The 17,999-nt window shown below is 63.3% G+C and carries 22 protein-coding genes; 15 read left to right on the forward strand and 7 right to left on the reverse strand.

Annotated elements, in window-relative coordinates; genetic code table 11:
* Positions 1-133: 133 nt before the first annotated feature.
* From CK218_RS00540 to CK218_RS00550, 3 genes are all read left to right on the forward strand, one after another.
* The gene (locus tag CK218_RS00540; protein ID WP_067326607.1) at positions 134-316 is read left to right on the forward strand and encodes a hypothetical protein; all 183 of its coding nucleotides are present in this window, start codon (positions 134-136) and stop codon (positions 314-316) included.
* Between the two features lie 147 nt (positions 317-463).
* A complete protein-coding gene (locus tag CK218_RS00545) occupies positions 464-880 on the forward strand; it encodes a glyoxalase/bleomycin resistance/extradiol dioxygenase family protein (RefSeq protein WP_066994423.1) in 417 nt (138 codons plus the stop codon).
* Positions 881-989: 109 nt separating this feature from the next.
* Positions 990-1,343 (forward strand): DUF1428 family protein, encoded by a 354-nt coding sequence (locus tag CK218_RS00550; protein WP_095777316.1) that lies wholly within the window; start codon positions 990-992, stop codon positions 1,341-1,343.
* Between the two features lie 143 nt (positions 1,344-1,486).
* Here CK218_RS00550 and CK218_RS00555 read toward each other — a convergent pair whose 3' ends face one another.
* Both CK218_RS00555 and CK218_RS00560 read right to left on the reverse strand, forming a co-directional pair.
* Positions 1,487-3,127 (reverse strand): tetratricopeptide repeat-containing sulfotransferase family protein, encoded by a 1,641-nt coding sequence (locus CK218_RS00555; protein WP_095826564.1) that lies wholly within the window; start codon positions 3,125-3,127, stop codon positions 1,487-1,489.
* Positions 3,128-3,297: 170 nt separating this feature from the next.
* Entirely contained in the window at positions 3,298-3,693 is a 396-nt protein-coding gene (locus CK218_RS00560) for a Kazal-type serine protease inhibitor domain-containing protein (protein WP_066994414.1), read from the reverse strand.
* A gap of 457 nt (positions 3,694-4,150) precedes the next feature.
* On the opposite strand from CK218_RS00560, the gene CK218_RS00565 reads away from it, so the two are divergent.
* From CK218_RS00565 to CK218_RS00575, 3 genes are all read left to right on the forward strand, one after another.
* Entirely contained in the window at positions 4,151-4,363 is a 213-nt protein-coding gene (locus CK218_RS00565) for a cold-shock protein (protein WP_006202520.1), read from the forward strand.
* A gap of 238 nt (positions 4,364-4,601) precedes the next feature.
* Positions 4,602-4,814 carry a cold-shock protein gene (locus tag CK218_RS00570; RefSeq protein WP_006202521.1) on the forward strand — a complete coding sequence of 71 codons (213 nt, stop codon included), beginning with the start codon at positions 4,602-4,604 and terminating at the stop codon, positions 4,812-4,814.
* Between the two features lie 190 nt (positions 4,815-5,004).
* Entirely contained in the window at positions 5,005-5,415 is a 411-nt protein-coding gene (locus CK218_RS00575) for a BA14K family protein (protein ID WP_095826565.1), read from the forward strand.
* A 66-nt stretch (positions 5,416-5,481) separates the two neighbouring features.
* Here CK218_RS00575 and CK218_RS00580 read toward each other — a convergent pair whose 3' ends face one another.
* Together CK218_RS00580 and CK218_RS00585 are read right to left on the reverse strand one after the other, a co-directional pair.
* Positions 5,482-6,123 carry an MBL fold metallo-hydrolase gene (locus tag CK218_RS00580; protein ID WP_066994919.1) on the reverse strand — a complete coding sequence of 214 codons (642 nt, stop codon included), beginning with the start codon at positions 6,121-6,123 and terminating at the stop codon, positions 5,482-5,484.
* A 338-nt stretch (positions 6,124-6,461) separates the two neighbouring features.
* Positions 6,462-7,355 (reverse strand): branched-chain amino acid aminotransferase, encoded by an 894-nt coding sequence (locus tag CK218_RS00585; RefSeq protein ID WP_066994408.1) that lies wholly within the window; start codon positions 7,353-7,355, stop codon positions 6,462-6,464.
* Between the two features lie 262 nt (positions 7,356-7,617).
* Between CK218_RS00585 and CK218_RS00590 the strand changes: the two genes are divergently transcribed.
* From CK218_RS00590 to CK218_RS00605, 4 genes are all read left to right on the forward strand, one after another.
* Complete coding sequence (locus CK218_RS00590; RefSeq protein WP_095777371.1) at positions 7,618-8,151, forward strand: MarR family transcriptional regulator; 534 nt, start codon at positions 7,618-7,620, stop codon at positions 8,149-8,151.
* Positions 8,138-8,857 carry a response regulator transcription factor gene (locus tag CK218_RS00595; RefSeq protein WP_059188911.1) on the forward strand — a complete coding sequence of 240 codons (720 nt, stop codon included), beginning with the start codon at positions 8,138-8,140 and terminating at the stop codon, positions 8,855-8,857. Before CK218_RS00590 ends, CK218_RS00595 begins: the two co-directional genes overlap by 14 nt.
* Positions 8,858-8,980: 123 nt before the next feature.
* Complete coding sequence (locus CK218_RS00600) at positions 8,981-10,324, forward strand: ATP-binding protein (protein WP_067327137.1); 1,344 nt, start codon at positions 8,981-8,983, stop codon at positions 10,322-10,324.
* A 203-nt stretch (positions 10,325-10,527) separates the two neighbouring features.
* A complete protein-coding gene (locus CK218_RS00605; protein ID WP_095826566.1) occupies positions 10,528-11,592 on the forward strand; it encodes a glycosyltransferase family 1 protein in 1,065 nt (354 codons plus the stop codon).
* Here the strand turns inward: CK218_RS00605 and CK218_RS00610 are convergent.
* From CK218_RS00610 to CK218_RS00620, 3 genes are all read right to left on the reverse strand, one after another.
* A complete protein-coding gene (locus CK218_RS00610) occupies positions 11,584-11,943 on the reverse strand; it encodes a tRNA-binding protein (RefSeq protein ID WP_066994400.1) in 360 nt (119 codons plus the stop codon). The two genes, CK218_RS00605 and CK218_RS00610, sit on opposite strands and share 9 nt — an antisense overlap.
* Positions 11,944-11,961: 18 nt before the next feature.
* Positions 11,962-12,462, reverse strand: a complete 501-nt coding sequence (locus CK218_RS00615; RefSeq protein WP_066994911.1) for a YbjN domain-containing protein — start codon at positions 12,460-12,462, stop codon at positions 11,962-11,964.
* A gap of 320 nt (positions 12,463-12,782) precedes the next feature.
* Entirely contained in the window at positions 12,783-13,085 is a 303-nt protein-coding gene (locus CK218_RS00620) for an accessory factor UbiK family protein (RefSeq protein ID WP_066994397.1), read from the reverse strand.
* Between the two features lie 132 nt (positions 13,086-13,217).
* Here CK218_RS00620 and lgt point away from each other — a divergent pair, with 132 nt between their 5' ends.
* From lgt to CK218_RS00645, 5 genes are all read left to right on the forward strand, one after another.
* The gene (gene lgt, locus CK218_RS00625) at positions 13,218-14,072 is read left to right on the forward strand and encodes a prolipoprotein diacylglyceryl transferase (RefSeq protein WP_095777309.1); all 855 of its coding nucleotides are present in this window, start codon (positions 13,218-13,220) and stop codon (positions 14,070-14,072) included.
* The gene (locus CK218_RS00630) at positions 14,069-15,136 is read left to right on the forward strand and encodes a class I SAM-dependent methyltransferase (protein ID WP_095826567.1); all 1,068 of its coding nucleotides are present in this window, start codon (positions 14,069-14,071) and stop codon (positions 15,134-15,136) included. Before lgt ends, CK218_RS00630 begins: the two co-directional genes overlap by 4 nt.
* Positions 15,137-15,243: 107 nt before the next feature.
* Entirely contained in the window at positions 15,244-16,032 is a 789-nt protein-coding gene (gene pgeF, locus CK218_RS00635; RefSeq protein ID WP_095826568.1) for a peptidoglycan editing factor PgeF, read from the forward strand.
* Positions 16,033-17,184: a Xaa-Pro peptidase family protein gene (locus CK218_RS00640; RefSeq protein WP_066994388.1), complete on the forward strand. Its 1,152-nt coding sequence runs from the start codon at positions 16,033-16,035 to the stop codon at positions 17,182-17,184.
* Between the two features lie 55 nt (positions 17,185-17,239).
* Positions 17,240-17,854: a hypothetical protein gene (locus tag CK218_RS00645; RefSeq protein ID WP_066994385.1), complete on the forward strand. Its 615-nt coding sequence runs from the start codon at positions 17,240-17,242 to the stop codon at positions 17,852-17,854.
* The last annotated feature ends 145 nt before the right edge of the window (positions 17,855-17,999 follow it).

The raw sequence follows: 17,999 nt of genomic DNA on the forward strand, positions 1-17,999 counted from the left end.
GGGGGGCCGGCCTATACGGGCCGGCTTTCCGGGCGCGCATGAAAAATTCCGGTGACCTGTCGGATTGCCGCAGCATTCCTCGTCCTTGGGATGCCGACACGGTGCTGACGGCACCAACCAGGGAGAGTTTATCATGTCCATCTTGTCATCCATCAGCCGCATCGCCAGCCAATATGCGACGGCGCGCGCCCGCTACCGCAGCGAGCGCATTCTGCTTTCGCTGCCGGCCGACCTGCGCAAGGACATCGGTTTTCCGGAAATTCTCGACACGCGAAACGGCCGCTGCACAGCCACCTTCTCGACCGACGTCATTTGAAAGTGACCAACGGGTTCATGCGACGGCTGCCCGGCCGGTCCGGGCCCGGCCCCGCTAAAAAAATTCCGCTGCCCGTGTAGGATTGCTGTCGCCTCGTCCGTCTTTTGATCGCAACGCCCAATCAACCCGTGAAGAGGAACACGTGAAATGACCGACCAGAACCCGCCCCGCGCCAAAGTTCTTGGCGGATTGACCCCCTATCTGCAGGTCGACGGCGCCATCAAGGCGGCCGAGTTCTACAAGAAGGCTTTCGGGGCCGAGGAAGTCTTTGCCTATCCGCCGGACGACAAGGGCCGCACCATGCATATCCATCTCTATGTCAACGGCTCGACGCTCATGCTGGGCGACGCCTATCCCGAGCACGGCCATCCGCATCAGGCGGCGCAGGGTTATACGCTCCAGCTCCATCTCGGTAGTGACGACGTCGATGCCTGGTGGAAGCGCGCGGTAGACGCCGGCTGCGAAGTCGTCACGCCCCTCCAGGTAATGTTCTGGGGCGACCGCTGGGGCCAGGTGAAGGATCCCTTCGGCGTCGCCTGGGCGATGAACGCGCCGGTAAAATAGGTTTCCGAGCGAGCAAGCGTCGCCCGCCAATCCCAGGGCTGACGCGCTCACCCGCGCCGGGTCGTATCCCCGCCGGCCCGGCGCTCGTTTTCAGCGAAGGAGTTTACCCATGTCCTATATCGATGGTTTCGTGCTTGCCGTGCCGAAGGCAAATCTCGATGACTACAAGAAAATGGCTGCGAATGCCGGCGCCGTCTGGAAGGAGCACGGCGCGCTCGCCTATGTCGAATGCATCGGCGACGACGTGCCCTATGGCGAACTGACCTCGTTCCCGCGCGCCGTGCAAGCGAAGGATGACGAAGTCGTCATCTTTGCCTGGGTCGTTTACGAATCCAGGCAGAGCCGCGACGCGGTCATGGCGAAAGTGATGGCCGACGAACGTCTCAAGATGGACTGGTCAACAATGCCCTTCGACGGCAAGCGCATGATCTTCGGCGGCTTCCAGCCATTTATCGAGGTTTGAGCACAGCCGATTCGGTCCTCATCCACGGGCGGAGCTGGAGCGGAGCTCCTGCTTCGCCCTGGAATGCCGAGGTTGCGAGGCAGCGGCTAATCTCACAGGCCTGCGATGGCTGAGAGCAAGCGGCCTACCAGTCCAACCCGGCCCTATCCGTTCTGGAGCTTGACGAGCAGCGGCTTCAGCCGCTCCCCATAACGCTTCCACAGGTCGACCGAGCCCTGATACATCGGCTGGCGCACCTGCGCGGCCGACGCCGTGCGCACCGGCCGGTCGGTCTCGTGGAACGCCAGCACCTTGTCATCCCAAGGCAGGCCGAGATGCGCCATCAGCGCCCGCGTCTGGCCTTCCTGATCGGCGACGAAATCCTCGTAGCGGACGTCGTGGACGACGCCGGGCAGAACTTTGTGCCAATGCGCCATGATGTCGGTGTAGAGGTTATGGAAATCGGCGAGCTCGCCGAGATCGTAGCCGTAGCGATGGCTGTCGCCGCGGAAATGCACTTTGAAGATCGACAGGCACGTGGCCGCGGCGTCGCGCGCGCAATGCACGATCTTCGCCTTCGGCAGCATCATGTGCAGGAAGCCGACCAGCAGGAAGTTGCCCGGCATCTTGTCGGTGACATGGCGGAAGCCCGGATACCGGGCATGCAGCATGTCGATATAGGCCTGCCCGGCCTCGGCAAAGGCCTTGTCCGGCATGTCGGCTATCCCTGAGGGAAAACCGCCCGGCATGCTCATCGGAAACTGCTTGCCGACGACCGACTTCAGGATGCTGAGCTCGCCCGCGCCAAAGACCTGCGGATGGCTGGCGATGATCTGCTCGACCAGCGTCGTGCCGGAACGCGGCATGCCGACGACGAAGATCGGCGTGTCGTCGGAAATGTCGCTCGGCCTGTGCTTTTCGAAGAAGTCCTTGTCGAAGGCCGACTTCATCGCTTCGAACTCGTCGCGCGTTCTCACCGGGTCGTAATCGATGCCCTTCCGGCGGATCGCATTGCCCTCGGCGAAATAGTCGAAGGCGCGGCCATAATCCTTCAGATCGTCATTGGCCTTGCCGAGGCCGAAGGAAAGCTGCATGCGCGCAAGGCTGTCCTGCGGCGCCTTGGCGTGCTCGGCCTCCATGCCGGCAAGCTCGGCGTCGCGCTCGGTCTGGCGCTTGACCTGGGTCAGCAGAAGCCAGGCTTTCGCCATCGCCGGAGCGATCGCCACCGCCTGGCGGGCAAGATCGGCGGCCTCGGCGAGCTTGCCCTTCTCCATCAGGGCGACGCCCAGCCCGTAGAGCAGCTCGGCATCCTTGGGCCGGATCGACAGCGACTCGCGGAAGAGCGCAATCGCCTCGTCGAGCCGCCCGGCTTCCTGCAGCGTTTCGGCAAGGCCGATGCGGGCGCGGACATGGAACGGGTTGCGGCCGATCGTGCCGCGATAGATCTCCTCAGCGCCCTCGAACTGGCCGAGCTGCTTCAGCGACGAGCCGAGATTGTCGCGCGCCGCGAGTTGGTCCGGGCGGATGTCCACCGCGCCGCGGAAGAAATCGACGGCGGCGGCAACGCGGCCGAGGTCGCGCATCACCGTGCCCATGTTGTTGAGGAAATCGGCATTTTGGGGCTGCAGCGTGACCGACTGCTCGATGAGGTCCAGCCCTTCCTCGCTACGACCTGTCTGGTGCAGGAGGAGCCCGAGGAAATGCAGCGCGGCGGCATGATTAGGCTGCTGCCCCAGCACCTGCCGGTAAAGCGACTCCGCCTCCTGCCGGCGTCCTGCCTGATGCAGCTGCAGCGCCCGTTGCACATAGGGATCGAGGGGGCTCGCCGATCCTGGCTTGCCGCCCGCGTTTGCCGCTCTTCTCTGATCTCTGTTAATGGGAAACCTGCCGTATTTGTCCGCCCGCCGGACCTAAGCCAAGCGGGCGGCAGATGCAAGTGTGTGGGCAGCGCTCTGACGACTTGCCCGCAATACCGCTAGCAAGGCCCGTCGCCGATGATGCGATAGTCCGCCGCGCGAGCCTCGCACGCATTCGGGAAAGTGCGCACCTCGCCGTAGCGTCTGGCGCAGACCGGCGCGTATTCGCGGGTGCAGAAGGTTTGCTCGCCGCCACCGCCGCCATCCCGGCAAGGCCCGTCACGCACGATACGATACCCTGCCCGCTCCGCCAGGCAGGCATTGGCGAAGGTCTGGCGGTCGCCGCCGCGTCTTGCGCACACTGGTTCGTATTGCATCGTGCAGAGCTGCGGATGCGGCCTCGGCGGACGCGGACGCGGTCCTTCGTCGACGACCACGGTACAGGCCGCCAGCAATGCCGACAGTAGCAGGGCGACAAGGCCCTGCCGCGAAACGATTGCCGCAAGAAATCGCATAGGTCCCTCTCCTATCTGGCTCAGGCGCGATCGCGCCAGCTCGCGCAATTCCTCGCCATTTTGGGATCGAACGCAACCCCGGCTTGTGCTTTGCCCGGGGCGAAATTTATCGCCGGTCGGCTTTTCGCACTGGCCCATGCCCGGCTTTTCACTGGCCGATGACCGGTCATGGCGCCGGGTCTATCGATGGCCTCGCGTTGGGCGCGCCGAGGGCGGCCCGCGGTGCTGTCTTGCAACCATCACATTTCCGTGTAATAAATTTGGTGTTCGGGCATTTGCGACCCGGAGAGCGGCACGTTTTGGACGACCTTTCCCCGATAGTGTGAATCTCTGACGGCCCCGTTTTTCGGCGGGGGCTTTGACCATGCGCGAATGCATGACTGCCGAAGCAACACCGGGATCAGCCCAAGGAAGCGGGCGAGCCCACGAGACTGATACGGGTGAAGGAGTTTCCCCCATGGCCCAGACCGGCACCGTAAAGTTCTTCAACGCCACCAAAGGCTTCGGCTTCATCACGCCTGACGGCGGCGCCAAGGACGTGTTCGTCCACATCTCCGCGATCGAGGCCTCCGGCCTGCGCACGCTCGTCGATGGCCAGAAGGTCACCTTCGACGTCGAGCCTGACCGCATGGGCAAGGGTCCGAAGGCGGTCAACCTCCGCGCCGCCTGAGCGGGCGACGCTGCCGTCCTTCCGCTGATGAACGGCGCGGCGGGATCATGAATCGGCTTCGCAGGAAGCTTGAGTTTTCAAGGGCGCGACGGTTCCGTCGCGCCCTTTTTTGTCCGGCAAATAGTTGTATTGGCAGGCGAAAACTTTCTCTTGCCGATAGCGCTAAAATAAAGGACAAATTTCCTCTCGGGCAGTTTGCCGGCCCGAGACTGACTTGATGGGATCAAAGGAGCTTCCCATGCCGCAGACCGGCACCGTCAAATTCTTCAACCATGCCAAGGGCTTCGGCTTCATCACGCCCGACGATGGCGCGAAGGACGTCTTCGTCCATATTTCGGCCGTGCAGGCGTCGGGCCTTCCCGGTCTTGAGGATGGGCAGAAAGTGACATTCGACACCGAGCCCGACAAGCGAGGCAAGGGTCCGAAGGCCGTCAACCTGTCTATCGGCTAAGCCGGCTCAAGACAGATCCGACGGAGACTGAGCAGGCGGGGCGCTCCCGCAGAGCTCGGAATTTTGTCGAGCCGCGAAATCGTTCGCGCAGTGCCGTTCAGCCTCCGTTCAGCCACGGTCTTCTATTAACCCCTGCTAAAGCCGACCCGCATCCCCTGAAATACGCGGGCCGGCGCGAAGGAGACCGAAAATGAACCGAATTCTCAAGACCGCCATTGTGACCGCCGGCGTCGCCGCGACCACTTTGGCCACCTTCTCGGCGGCAAATGCTGATGATTGGCGCTGGCGTCGTCATCATCACAATGGCGGCGACGCCCTTGCCGCGGGCGTTGTCGGCCTGGCGGCGGGCGCCCTGATCGGTAGTGCTCTCAGCAACCCTGGGCCGAGATACTACGATCCCGCCTATGATGACGGCTATTATGTCGACCGCCCCGTTCGCCGCTACTATGCACAGCCGCGCGTCGTCTATGCCGACCGCTATGCCGAGCCGTGGACCCGCGAATGGTACGAGTATTGCTCCGACCGGTACCGCACCTTCAACTCGCGTACCGGCACATTCACGGGCAACGATGGCGAACAGCATTTCTGTGTTGCCAACTAAGACTTACGGTTTCCAGTCCAGGCAAAAGCGCCGCCCTCCAGCGGCGCTTTTTCTTTGCGCAGAGGATCAGGCCAGAAAGGGATTCGTCCGGCGCTCCTCGCCGAAGCGGCCGCCCGGACCGTGACCGCAGATGAAGCCGATATCGTCGCCGAGCGGCAGCAGCTTGTCTTTGATCGAGGCGATCAGCGCGGCGTGATCGCCGCCCGGCAGATCGGTGCGGCCTATCGAGCCGCGAAACAGCACGTCGCCGACATGGGCGAATTTGGCCGCGCGGTTGTAGTAGACGACATGGCCCGGCGCGTGCCCCGGACAATGCAGCACCTCGAACACATGCTCTCCGAACGAGACCGTGTCGCCTTCGCTGAGAAAACTGTCCGGAATGCAATTGCGCACCGGATCGGTAAGGCCGAAGCGCTTGGCCTGGGTCTCGAGATTGGCAAGCAGCGGCCGATCGGCCTCGTGCGGGCCGATGATGTCGATGCCGAGTGCATCCTTCAGATCCATCGCGCCGCCGGCATGATCGATATGGCCGTGAGTGATCCAGATCGCCTTCGCCCTGATCGCGTTGTCCTTGAGTACCGCCACTATCTTGTCGACGTCGCCGCCGGGATCGACGACGACACCTTGTTTGTCGTCCATGTCGAAGAGAATGGTGCAATTCTGCTGGAAGGGCGTGACCGGCACGATGCCGGCATTGAGCTGACCCATGGCTTTCCTTTCGAGGTGTTGCCCTGATGTAGAGGGCACAGCCGACTGCGTCCACCGGTGATCCCTCCAAAAGAAATGGGCGGCCATAGCCGTCCATGGGAAGCCTGAAATTCTGCCAAGCCCATTCTTCATCACGGTCATGACCGCGCGCATGATGTCGGTGAGGATGGCGCCGACGATGATGCTTTGTATGTCCATCGCCCTGCCAATCCCACCGGCTGCTCCGCTGCCGTCGCCGGATCGCCCGCACCCATGAGACGCCGAATTGCTGCGCAGGCGCCCAAATAAAAGGGGCGGCCCGAAAACCGCCCCGTTGCACAAAAAGGCTGCGACTATCGCTATTCTGCGGCGATGGCGTGCTTTGGCTGCACCGCGGCAGAATAGTCGTTCATCAACGTCTTGGCGATCTCGCCGACCTCGAATCGGTACGGGCCGATTTCCGAGACCGGCGTGACTTCCGCGGCCGTGCCGGTAAGGAAGCACTGCTCAAAGCCATCGAGCTCTTCGGGCATGATGGCGCGCTCGATCACCTCGATGCCGCGGTCCTTGGCCAGGCCGATAACGGTGCGGCGGGTGATGCCGTCGAGGAAGCAGTCGGGCGTCGGCGTGTGGATCTTGCCGTCCTTGACGAAGAAGATGTTGGCGCCGGTGGCTTCTGCCACCTGGCCGCGCCAGTCGAGCATCATGGCGTCGGCGTAGCCCTTGGCCTCTGCGGCGTGCTTGGAAAGCGTGCAGATCATGTAGAGGCCGGCAGCCTTGGACTTGGATGGCGCGGTGCGCGGGTCGGGCCGGCGCCATTCGGCGACGTCGAGGCGGATGCCCTTCAGCTTCTGCGCCGGGTCGAAATAGCTCGGCCACTGCCAGATGGCGATGGCGCAGTTGATGCGGTTGTTCTGCGCCGAAACACCCATCTGCTCGCTGCCGCGCCAGGCGATCGGACGCACATAGGCGTCCTTGAAAGCCTGCTTTTTCAGAAGCGTGCGGCAAGCCTCGTCGATCTCGCCGACCGAATAGGGAATCTTGAAGCCGAGCAGGCGCGCCGATTCATGCAGGCGCTCATTGTGCTCGGTGAGCTTGAATATCTGGCCGCCATAGGCGCGCTCGCCCTCGAAGACGGCGCTGGCATAGTGCAGGCCATGGGTCAGCACGTGGATCTTGGCCTCGCCCCATTTGACGAACTCCCCGTTCATCCAGATGAAGCCGTCCAGTTGATCGAAGGGAACGGATGCCATGGAAACCTCCCGCGGGCGGGCGCCCGCCAATCGTTGTGTCTTATGGCCTTTCGTATCGGCCCCGCCACTGGGTCCGAAACCGCCGGCCTGTGTCTGGAAGCGTAGGCGGATATTCAATCCCTGGCAAACTTAGGAAGTTCCGGAAAAACGGCTTCCGCTTGCCTTTTCGTTCGCAATCCGCCGAAAAGCTTGTCAAAAATTATCATTTGCGGGAAATTACGTCAACAGTACTGACGTAATTCCCGCTTGGCATGGAGAAATGATGACGGAACGAAGCCCCGCAGCCGGAAAACCGATCAGGACGGCGATCACCGACGAGGACGGCATCGACTTTGCCATCATCGAGCTGTTTTTCTTCGCCTATCGCGACTTCACCTCCGATCCCGACCAGATCCTTGCCGATTACGGCTTCGGCCGTGCCCATCACCGCGTCCTGCATTTCGTCAACCGCAGGCCCGGACTGACGGTTGCCGAGCTGCTCGACGTGCTGAAGATCACCAAGCAGAGCCTGGCGCGGGTGTTGAAGCAGCTGATCGACACGGACCATATTGTCCAGGTGCAAGGGTTGCGCGACCGCCGGCAGCGCGAGCTCTACCCGACTGCCAAGGGCCGCGCGCTGGCACTGGCGCTGGCACGGCCACAGTCGCGCCGCATCCGTGCTGCATTGGAAGATTCCGGGACCGCCGAACGCGCATCGATCGAGAGATTCCTCGAGGCGATGGTCAATCCGGAACTTAGAGCGCAGATCGACATTGTGCCTGCGCAAACATCGGGGAAGAAAAATGGAGACCACTGAGAAGGTTGATCATCCGGCAGCGCCCGGCGATGATGCGCCGCATCTGCTGGTGGTCGACGACGACACCCGCATCCGCAATCTGCTCAAGCAATATTTGTCCGAGAACGGTTTTCGCGTCACCGTCGCCGGCAACTCCGGCGAGGCCCGGCGCAAGCTCGCCGGGCTGGACTTCGACCTGCTCGTGCTTGACGTCATGATGCCCGGCGAAACCGGCGTCGACCTCACCAAGGCGCTGCGGGCCGAGAAGAACGTGCCGATCCTGATGCTGACGGCGCTGTCGGAAACCGACAGCCGTATCACCGGGCTCGAGGCCGGCGCCGACGACTATCTGCCGAAGCCCTTCGATCCGCGCGAGCTCATCCTGCGCATCAACAACATCCTGCGCCGCGGCGGCCCGGCGGCGACGCCGAAAGTCGAGCAGCTCGTCTTCGGCCCCTACACGTTCCAGATCGCCAAGCGCGAACTGAAGCGTGGCGGCGAGGCGCTGAAGCTGACCGACCGCGAGCAGGAAATCCTGGCGATCTTCGCCGCCCGGGCGGGCGAAACCATACCGCGGCACGAGCTCGTCGGCGACGAATCGGATGTCGGCGAGCGGACCATCGACGTCCAGATCAACCGGCTGCGCCGCAAGATCGAGCGCGATCCGTCCAATCCGGTGTGGCTGCAGACCGTGCGCGGTATTGGGTATCGGCTCAGCGTGGAATAACATGCTCGCAGACGGCCTTGGCTGAATGGCCGTCTACGAGCGGAAGGGCCAATGGCGACCACGCAACTGGAAAAGCCCAAGACCGGGAGCCCCGGCGATCTCGCTTTGCGGACGCTGAGGGCGATGCCGCGCGCCTGGAACCGGTTCTGGCGCCTGGTCGCGCTCTACATGCCGAAGCGGCTTTATGCCCGCTCCCTGATCATCGTCATCGCGCCGATGATTCTTTTGCAGTCGGTCGTCGCCTTCGTCTTCATGGAGCGCCACTGGCAGACTGTTACCCAACGCCTGTCGCAGGCGACGATCGCAGACATCGCTGCCATCATCGACATGATGGAGACCTATCCCCACGACGCCGATTACGCCAACATCATCCGCATCGCCCAGGACCGCATGCAGCTGAAAGTGGATCTGCTGCCGCCCGATCCGCTGCCGGCCCCCGGGCCGAAGCCGTTCTTCTCAATCCTCGACACGGCCCTGTCATCGGAGATTACCCGACAGATCAACCGTCCCTTCTGGATCGACACGGTCGGCAACTCCAATGTCGTCGAGGTCCGCGTCCAGCTCGAAGGCAAGGTCCTGCGCGTCTTCGTGCGTCGCAGCCAGGCTTATGCCTCAAACACCCATATCTTCCTGATCTGGATGGTCGGCACCTCGCTGGTGCTCTTGATGATCGCCATCCCCTTCCTGCGCAATCAAATAAGGCCGATCTTGACCTTGGCCGAAGCCGCCGAGAGCTTCGGCAAGGGCCGGCCGATGCCGCGCGATTTCCGTCCGCGCGGCGCGGAGGAAGTGCGCCGCGCCGGCTTCGCCTTCATCCAGATGCGCGAGCGCATCGAGCGCCAGATCGAGCAGCGTACCGCCATGCTGACCGGCGTCAGCCATGATCTCAGGACCATTCTCACCCGCTTCAAGCTGCAGCTGGCCCTGGCTGGCGGCAAGGCCGAGACCAAGGCAGCGCTGAACCAGGACATCGACGACATGCAGTCGATGCTGGAGGGCTATCTCTCCTTTGCCCGCGGCGAGGCGGCGGAAGACACCGGCCGCTTCGATCTTGATGCCTATTTCCAGAAGCTTGGCGAGGAAGCGCAACTGCGCAAATGCAAGCTGTCGACGACACTGACCGGCGATCCGACCGTGCATGTGCGGCCGAACGCCTTTGCCAGGCTGATGTCCAACGTCATCGGCAATGCCTTCCGATATGCCAAGACGGTCGAGGTCCATGCCAATCACGGCCGCGGCTCGCTGACCGTCACCATCGACGATGACGGTCCCGGCATCGCGCCGGACAAGCGCGAGGAAGTGTTCAAGCCATTCCTGCGGCTCGACGAAGCGCGTAATCTCGATGCCAGCGGCACCGGCCTTGGTCTGTCGATCGCCCGCGACATCGCCCGAACTCATGGCGGCGACATCATGCTTGAAGACAGCCCGCTGGGCGGTTTGCGAGCCGTGATCAAGGTGCCGGCTTAGTCGGACAAAGACGGCCTTCATCCCCTCGTCATGAAATCATGGTCAAGAGCGCGCATGAAGCGCGCGACCTTTATTGATTCGGCCATGCCGCCCCGCTTCGATCCCGCACCCGCCCGGGTGCGCTGGAGCGAAGCGCGAGCTGCAGCCTGGCTGCCGTTCCGCCATCGTGCCGGCGCGCCCAAGAATCTGTGCGAAGGGTCGCCATGCGAATCCTGATGGTCACCGATGCATGGCGACCGCAGGTCAACGGCGTGGTTCACACGCTGGAGCGGCTTACCGAAACGCTGAAATCCTTCGACGTCCAGGTCGATTTTCTGACGCCGACCATCTTCCGCACCTTGCCGCTGCCGACCTACCCGGACATTCGGCTCGCCTTGACAACCCCCAGTCATGTCGCGCGGCTGATCGCAGCGGGAAAGGCCGACCACATCCACATTGTCACCGAAGGGCCGCTCGGCATCATGGCGCGCCGCTACTGCCGCAAGGCCGGCCGTCCCTTTACCACCAGCTACCACACGCGTTTCCCCGAATATCTCAGCGCCCGCCTGCCGGTGCCGGAGAGGTGGGCCTATAACTGGCTGCGCGAGTTCCACAATTCCGGACAGGGCACGTTGGTCGCTACGCAATCGTTGGCGGACGACCTTGCCTCGCGCGGCTTCGATAAGCTGAGGCCCTGGACTCGCGGCGTCGACACCGATCATTTCCGGCCGAACAAACGCAAGGACACCAGCTTTCCCCGCCCCATCTTCCTCTGCGTCGGCCGTGTCGCGATCGAAAAGAACCTGACCGCCTTCCTCGATCTAGATCTCCCCGGCAGCAAGGTGGTGGTCGGCGAAGGGCCGGAACTGGCAAAGCTCAGCGCCCGCTATCCGAACGCGCATTTCCTCGGCCATCGCCCGAACGACGAACTGGCGGAAATCTACGCTTCGGCTGACGTCTTCGTCTTTCCGAGCCGCACCGACACCTTCGGCAACGTCATCATCGAGGCTCTGGCCAGCGGCACGCCGGTGGCCGCCTATCCGGTGACCGGACCGATCGACATCGTCGGCGACGGCGTCGGTGGGGCCGTATCCGAGGATTTGCGCGAGGCGGCGCTCAAGGCGCTTCACATTGACCGCGCGGAGGCGCGCCAGCGCGCACTGCGCTACAGCTGGAAGTCATGCGCCGAGATGTTCCTCGACGTTGTCGAAGAAGCGCTGGGGATGCCGCGCAAGCGCGCCGATCAGAACGCGGTGACGTCGGGCCGGCCCAGGCTTGTTCTAGAATAGACGCCCGCCGTCCGGCACTTTGCGCTCGATGGCGCCGAGCACGACGGCGCCCTCCTCGTCCGGAAAGCCAAGCGTCAGCACTTCCGACATGAACGGGCCGATCTGGCGCGGCGGGAAATTGACCACCGCGAAGACCTGCCGGCCGATCAGCGTCTCCGGCGCATAATATTTGGTGATCTGCGCCGACGACTTCTTCACCCCGATCGCCGGGCCGAAATCGATCTTCAGCTTGAATGCCGGCTTGCGCGCCTCCGGAAAGGGCTCAGCCTCGACGATCGTGCCGGCACGGATGTCGACACGATCGAAATCGGCAAAGCTGATCTCCGGCTTGCGCTCGCTGCTGGAACTCATCGGCGGTATTGGCTTCGCTCAGGCGCTTCCATGGGTTTCAAAGAGCACGCTCGACAGCGCGTCCTTGGCCGACGTACCCGACCAGACGACGAATTGGAAGGCCTGGAAATAGCATTCGCAGGCCTCTAACGCCGATGACAGAAGCACCTCGACCTGCTGGCTCGACGGCTCGACGCCGCCGGCGAGCAGCAGCGATTGCCGGAACATGATCGCGCCCTCCTGCTCCCACAGGTCGAAATGGCCAAACAGCATCTGTTCGTTGATTAGCGAAAGGAGTCGCATCACCTCCAGCGCGCGCGTTTCCGGCACCTTGATGTCGAACGCGCAGGCCAGATGCAGCGCTTCGAAATCTTCCATCCAGGAAAAGGAGACATGATAGTCGGTCCAGCTGCCTGTTACCGAAATCGAAATCTCGTCGTCGCCGGCGCGTTCGAAGGACCAGTCATTGTTGTGGGCCACTTGCTCGATGACGTCCACCGGGTGGATTTCGCGGGAGAATTCGAGTTCGAGGAGTTCCATGAATGCTTCCTGTCGTTCTGAGAGCGCCGCCACACGCTCCGCGAGAGAGGGCACGCACAACGAACAATCTTGTCTAGAACTCGGACGGCCAGGGCTTTCCAACGCAAAGACCCCAACCGGACCCCACCGCCCGGCGCATGACCCTGCTTCGAATCATGCAACAAATTCAGTCTATTGATCGGGAGTCGCGTGAACAGCCCAATTTTTCGCACTGCGTCATTCGCATGTGGAAAGGCGCTGTCAAAAAGATTCATGCAATGCCGGTAAGCGATTCACGGCAAAGCGATTTTTCGGATCGTGCTTTGTGGAAAAGTTTACGATTATTTTTTTGATCTGGGCTTCGCCGCAGCCGCAGGTGCGGCTTGCCCGGTCAATTCGGCGAGCTTGGCCTCGAGCGCTTCGACGCGCACCGCAAGCTGGATGTTGTCTTCTCTTGCCTTGACGGCCATCTCGCGCGCGGCCTCGAACTCCTCGCGTTTCACCACATCCATGGAGTTGAGCAGGCGCTCGGCCTGGCTGCGGAAGGCCGTCTCCATCTCGCGCCTGACGCCTTGGGCTGCCCCCGCGGCATCGGTCATCAGCTTGGCGAATTCGTCGAGAATGCGGTTCGTTCCGGTCGACATGGCAAATCCTCGCTTGATTATTTTGACGTAGTGGCGCGCGGCACGGATTGCAAGCGAAGCGTGCCTTGACCCCGCCAAAACCCTGCCGCATGGTCCGCGCCCGATAGACGACCGCAACCGGAGCGACCCAGTTTGAGCGAATATTTCCTGCTGCCGCTGGCCTCCCTGCCCTTCCCCAATATCGACCCGGTCATCGTCCATATCGGGCCGCTGGCGGTGCATTGGTACGGCGTCGGCTACATCGTCGGCATTCTGTTCGCCTGGTGGTACGCCAAGCGCCTGGCCAGCAATGCCAGCCTTTGGCCGGACGGCAAGCTGCCGATGAAGCCCGAGGATCTTGACGATTTCATCGTCTGGGCGGCGATCGGCGTGGTGCTCGGCGGGCGGACCGGCTATGTCCTCTTCTACGACCTTCCACGCTATATCGCGCATCCGCTCGACATCTTGGCGGTCTGGCAGGGCGGCATGTCGTTCCATGGCGGACTGCTCGGCGTCATCCTCGCCATGACCCTCTTTTCGCTCAAGCGCGGCATTCATACCTGGACGCTGTTTGACGTCGTCTCGGCCGGCGTGCCGGTCGGCCTTGGGCTGGTGCGTGTGGCCAATTTCATCAATTCGGAGCTGTGGGGCCGTCCGTCGGACGTGCCCTGGGCGATCGAATTCCCCAATGGCGGCCCATTCACCCGGCATCCCAGCCAGCTCTACGAGGCGCTGCTGGAAGGTCTTGTGCTCTTCCTGGTGCTGCGCTTTCTCACCCACTCGCGGCTGAAGCTGAAGACACCGCGCTTCGTCGGCGGCGCCTTCATCTGCGGCTACGGCCTGTCTCGCATCTTCGTCGAGTTCTTCCGCGAGCCTGACCAGCAGCTCGGTTATCTGCTCGGCACCAACTGGCTGACCATGGGCATGGTCCTGTCCTCGCCGATGGTGCTTGCCGGCATCTGGGCCATGGCCACCGCAAAGCCGACGACGCAGACGCAGCCGGCATGACCAGGCTGAAGGAGCGCATCGTCGGCCTGATCGGCGCGGTGGGGCCGATCCCAATCAGCGAATACATGGCGCTCTGCCTGTTCGACCCTGAGGACGGCTATTATACGACGCGCGAGCCCTTCGGCGCCGCCGGCGACTTCGTCACCGCGCCGGAGATCAGCCAGATGTTCGGCGAGCTTGTCGCCGTCTGGCTCTACCAGGCCTGGCAAGGCGGCGGGCGTCCGCTGCCAGCCACCTTCGCCGAAATCGGCCCCGGTCGCGGCACGCTGATGAAGGACATGCTGCGCACCTGGTCCCGCCTCGATCCGGCGCTTGCCGCCGAGGCTTCCTTCGCCATGATCGAGACCAGTCCGCGCTTGGCCGAAATCCAGAAAGAGACGCTTGCCGGCCAGAACTCGGCCCTGAGCTGGCACCAAACCATCGACACGCTGCCGCAGCAGCCGCTCTTCATCGTCGGCAACGAACTGTTCGACGCGGTGCCGATCCGCCAGTTCGTCTATGTCGGCGCCGGCTGGCGCGAGCGCGTGGTCGGGCTCGACGAGAAAGACAATCTTCATTTCTTCGCCGGCGCGGGTTCCGTCGACCCGACGCTGCTGCCGGCCGGCGCGGCCGATGCTCTGCAAGGCGCGATCGTCGAGGTGGCGCCGGCCCGCGCCGCGCTGATGGCAGCGATTGCCGAGCGTATCGCCGGCCATGGCGGCGCCGGGCTGTTCATCGACTACGGCCATCTTGAGCCGGGCTTCGGCGACACATTGCAGGCTGTGCGCAGGCACGATCACGAAGACGTGCTGGTCAATCCCGGCGAGGCCGACCTTACCGCTCATGTCGATTTCGCCGCGTTGGCCGCAGCCGTCCGGGAGCACGGCCTCCAGGCGGAACTGACCACGCAGAGCGAATTCCTGCTCGGCATGGGCCTGCTCGAGCGCGCCGGCGCGCTCGGCGCCCGGGCCGATGACGTCGCGCGTCAGGCGATTTCCGAGGCGGTTGAGCGCCTTGCGGGTCCGGATGCGATGGGCGAGCTGTTCAAGGTGATGAAGATTCTGCCGGCCGCGAAAACTGGCTGACATCGGCGGGCAACCCGTGCAAGCTGGCCCTGCCACTTGCCCGAGCCACATACCCCCTCCCGAACTCCACCTTGACGAAATCGCCCACGCGGACAACAAACCCTTCCATGCTGAATCAGACCAGACCCGATCCAGTACGCTCGCCGCTGCTTGCGAAGGCGCCAGGCATACGCCACGGCTATTTCACCCGCATCGGCGGCGTCTCCAGCGGGATCTACCAAGGTCTCAACATCGGCACAGGCTCCGGCGACGACCAGACGCTGGTCGCGGAGAACCGTCGCCGCGTTGCCTACTGGATGGGCGTGGCGGCGGATCATCTCCTCACCGCGCACCAGGTCCATTCTCCCGATGTCGTTATCGCCAGGGAGCCTTTTGCCGGCCCTCGCCCCAAGGCCGACGCCATCGTCACCGATCGGCCAGGCATCGCTGTCGGCGCCTCGACGGCCGATTGCGGTCCGGTGCTGTTCGCCGACGCGGAGGCGCGCGTCATCGGCGCGGCCCATGCCGGCTGGAAAGGCGCCCTCACCGGCGTGCTCGAAAACACCGTAGCCGCGATGGAAGGGCTCGGCGCCCGCCGCGATCGCATCGTCGCCGTGCTCGGCCCTTCCATCGGACCCGACAATTACGAGGTGGGACCGGAATTCGTCGCTCGCTTCGTCGAGGCCGACCCCGGCAATCAACTCTACTTCAGATCGTCGCAGAACCCTGGCCACTCGATGTTCGACCTCAACCAATATACGGTCGACCGGTTGCGCAAGGCTGGCGTGACCGCCGACGGGCTCGGCCGCTGCACTTACGCCGAAGAACACCTTTTCTATTCCTACCGCCGCACCACCCACCGCAAGGAAGCGGATTACGGGCGGCAGGTTTCGGCAATCGTTCTGGAGAAAGAGTAAATGGCGCTGCATTTCGAACGTTCGGAATTCGACGCGCGGCGCGACCGGCTGCTGATCGAGATGGCCGAGAAGAAGCTCGACGCCGTGCTTTTGTTCGCGCAGGAGAGCATGTACTGGCTGACCGGCTACGACACTTTCGGCTTCTGCTTCTTCCAGTGCCTGGTGGTAAAGGGCGACGGCTCGATGGTGCTGCTCACCCGCTCGGCCGATTTGAGGCAGGCGCGAAACACCTCGACCATCGAGAATATCGTATTGTGGACCGATCGTGATGGCGCCAATCCCGCGATCGACCTGCGCAACCTGCTCAACGATCTCGATCTGCTTGGCGCCCGCATCGGCGTGGAATACGATACGCACGGCCTCACGGCCTACAATGGCCGTCGCGTGGACGAGCAGTTGCAGACCTTCGGCCAGATCGCCGATGCTTCCGGGATCGTCGGCCGGCTGCGGCTCTTCAAGAGTCCGGCCGAGATCGCCAAGGCCGAAAAAGCCGCAAGCCTCGCCGACGATGCGCTCGATGCCGCGCTGCCGCTGATCAAGCAGGGTGGCGACGAGGCGCTGATCCTGGCCGCCATGCAAGGAGCAGTTTTTGCCGGCGGCGGCGACTATCCCGCCAACGAATTCATCATCGGGTCCGGCGCCGATGCCCTGCTCTGCCGCTACAAGGCCGGCCGCCGCAAGCTCACCAAGAACGACCAGCTGACGCTCGAATGGGCTGGCGTCTTCCATCACTATCACGCGGCGATGATGCGCACCGTTTTGACCGGGAAGGTCTCGAAGCGCCACCAGGAACTGTTCGATGCCGCCCGCGCGGCTCTGCTTGCCGTCGAGAAGGCGATGACGCCGGGCAATTCCTTCGGCGACGTCTTCGACGCGCATGCCCGCACGCTCGAGGCGCATAATCTGACCAAGCACCGGCTGAACGCCTGCGGCTATTCGCTCGGCGCCCGCTTCACGCCGTCCTGGATGGACATGCCGATGTTCTACCAGGGCAATCCGGAGCCGATCGCGCCCAGCATGACGCTGTTCGCGCATATGATCATCATGGATTCGGAAACCGATACGGCGATGACGCTCGGCCGCACCTATCTTACCACGGAATCGGCGCCGAAGCCGCTCTCGCGCCATGATCTCGACTTGATCGTGCAGTGAATCCATAATGGTTGGTTCACGCGGGGGCGTTCGCCACCAGGGAGTTGTCGGGCAAATGAGACGATCGCAGGTGACGACCGTGTCATTGCTTGCGGCGCTAGCGCTGGCCGCCTGCACCAACGCCAAGGACGTCCTCGATCCTTCTGCCGTCAAGCCGCCGGCGGGTTCGGCCCAGGCTCTGCCGGCCACCCAGGGCACGTCGGCCACCGCATCGCCCACAACGACCACCGCGCCCGCGCCCACAGCGACCGCGGCGGCTTCAACGCCTGCCACGCCGGCTCAGGCCGCCGCCATCGCCAAGACCCGGCTGCAGGTAGCGCCGATCGTCGGCGCCTCGGTGGAGGCCGCAGCACCCTTGACGGCGGAATTGCAGACGCGCGCCAGGCAGCGCGGCGTGACCCTTGTCGGCAGCACCGACCAGACGGCGACGCATGTGCTGAAGGGTTATTTCTCGACGATGTCCGAAGGCAAGGACACCACAGTCATCTATGTCTGGGATATCTACGATCCGTCGGGCAACCGCCTGCATCGCATCAATGGCCAGCAGAAAGCGGTTTCCGTCGGCAGCGGCGAAGGCTGGCCGGCGGTAGCGCCGGCCACCATGCAGGCCATCGCCGACCAGACGATCGACCAGTTCACCGCGTGGCTCGGCAGCGGCGGCGCCGGTTGATCGACCAACCTGTTGCCGGCTTGCGATCCAGCCGGCCTTTGTTGCGCCTTGTCGAACGATTCCCGATCACGAGGCTTGCAATACCGGCGCGGGCCGCTAAAAGCCCGGCATAAAGGCTCATGAGAGTCTGTCCGGTCTCTCCATC

It is taken from the genome of Mesorhizobium sp. WSM3879 (assembly GCF_002294915.1).
Classification (GTDB): domain Bacteria; phylum Pseudomonadota; class Alphaproteobacteria; order Rhizobiales; family Rhizobiaceae; genus Mesorhizobium.

Bases quoted from the DNA above. Each gene is read 5' to 3' on its own strand.
- CK218_RS00620 (WP_066994397.1), bottom strand. From the start codon at position 13,085: ATGTCGACCGGAACGAACCGCATTCTCGACGAATTCGCCAAGCTGATG.
- CK218_RS00540 (WP_067326607.1), top strand. From the start codon at position 134: ATGTCCATCTTGTCATCCATCAGCCGCATCGCCAGCCAATATGCGACG.
- CK218_RS00560 (WP_066994414.1), bottom strand. From the start codon at position 3,693: ATGCGATTTCTTGCGGCAATCGTTTCGCGGCAGGGCCTTGTCGCCCTG.
- CK218_RS00590 (WP_095777371.1), top strand. From the start codon at position 7,618: ATGACGGAACGAAGCCCCGCAGCCGGAAAACCGATCAGGACGGCGATC.
- CK218_RS00640 (WP_066994388.1), top strand. From the start codon at position 16,033: ATGGCGCTGCATTTCGAACGTTCGGAATTCGACGCGCGGCGCGACCGG.
- CK218_RS00645 (WP_066994385.1), top strand. From the start codon at position 17,240: ATGAGACGATCGCAGGTGACGACCGTGTCATTGCTTGCGGCGCTAGCG.
- CK218_RS00600 (WP_067327137.1), top strand. From the start codon at position 8,981: ATGCCGCGCGCCTGGAACCGGTTCTGGCGCCTGGTCGCGCTCTACATG.
- CK218_RS00550 (WP_095777316.1), top strand. From the start codon at position 990: ATGTCCTATATCGATGGTTTCGTGCTTGCCGTGCCGAAGGCAAATCTC.
- CK218_RS00565 (WP_006202520.1), top strand. From the start codon at position 4,151: ATGGCCCAGACCGGCACCGTAAAGTTCTTCAACGCCACCAAAGGCTTC.
- CK218_RS00605 (WP_095826566.1), top strand. From the start codon at position 10,528: ATGCGAATCCTGATGGTCACCGATGCATGGCGACCGCAGGTCAACGGC.
- CK218_RS00615 (WP_066994911.1), bottom strand. From the start codon at position 12,462: ATGGAACTCCTCGAACTCGAATTCTCCCGCGAAATCCACCCGGTGGAC.
- CK218_RS00570 (WP_006202521.1), top strand. From the start codon at position 4,602: ATGCCGCAGACCGGCACCGTCAAATTCTTCAACCATGCCAAGGGCTTC.
- pgeF (WP_095826568.1), top strand. From the start codon at position 15,244: ATGCTGAATCAGACCAGACCCGATCCAGTACGCTCGCCGCTGCTTGCG.
- CK218_RS00610 (WP_066994400.1), bottom strand. From the start codon at position 11,943: ATGAGTTCCAGCAGCGAGCGCAAGCCGGAGATCAGCTTTGCCGATTTC.
- CK218_RS00595 (WP_059188911.1), top strand. From the start codon at position 8,138: ATGGAGACCACTGAGAAGGTTGATCATCCGGCAGCGCCCGGCGATGAT.
- CK218_RS00630 (WP_095826567.1), top strand. From the start codon at position 14,069: ATGACCAGGCTGAAGGAGCGCATCGTCGGCCTGATCGGCGCGGTGGGG.
- CK218_RS00575 (WP_095826565.1), top strand. From the start codon at position 5,005: ATGAACCGAATTCTCAAGACCGCCATTGTGACCGCCGGCGTCGCCGCG.
- CK218_RS00545 (WP_066994423.1), top strand. From the start codon at position 464: ATGACCGACCAGAACCCGCCCCGCGCCAAAGTTCTTGGCGGATTGACC.
- CK218_RS00585 (WP_066994408.1), bottom strand. From the start codon at position 7,355: ATGGCATCCGTTCCCTTCGATCAACTGGACGGCTTCATCTGGATGAAC.
- CK218_RS00580 (WP_066994919.1), bottom strand. From the start codon at position 6,123: ATGGGTCAGCTCAATGCCGGCATCGTGCCGGTCACGCCCTTCCAGCAG.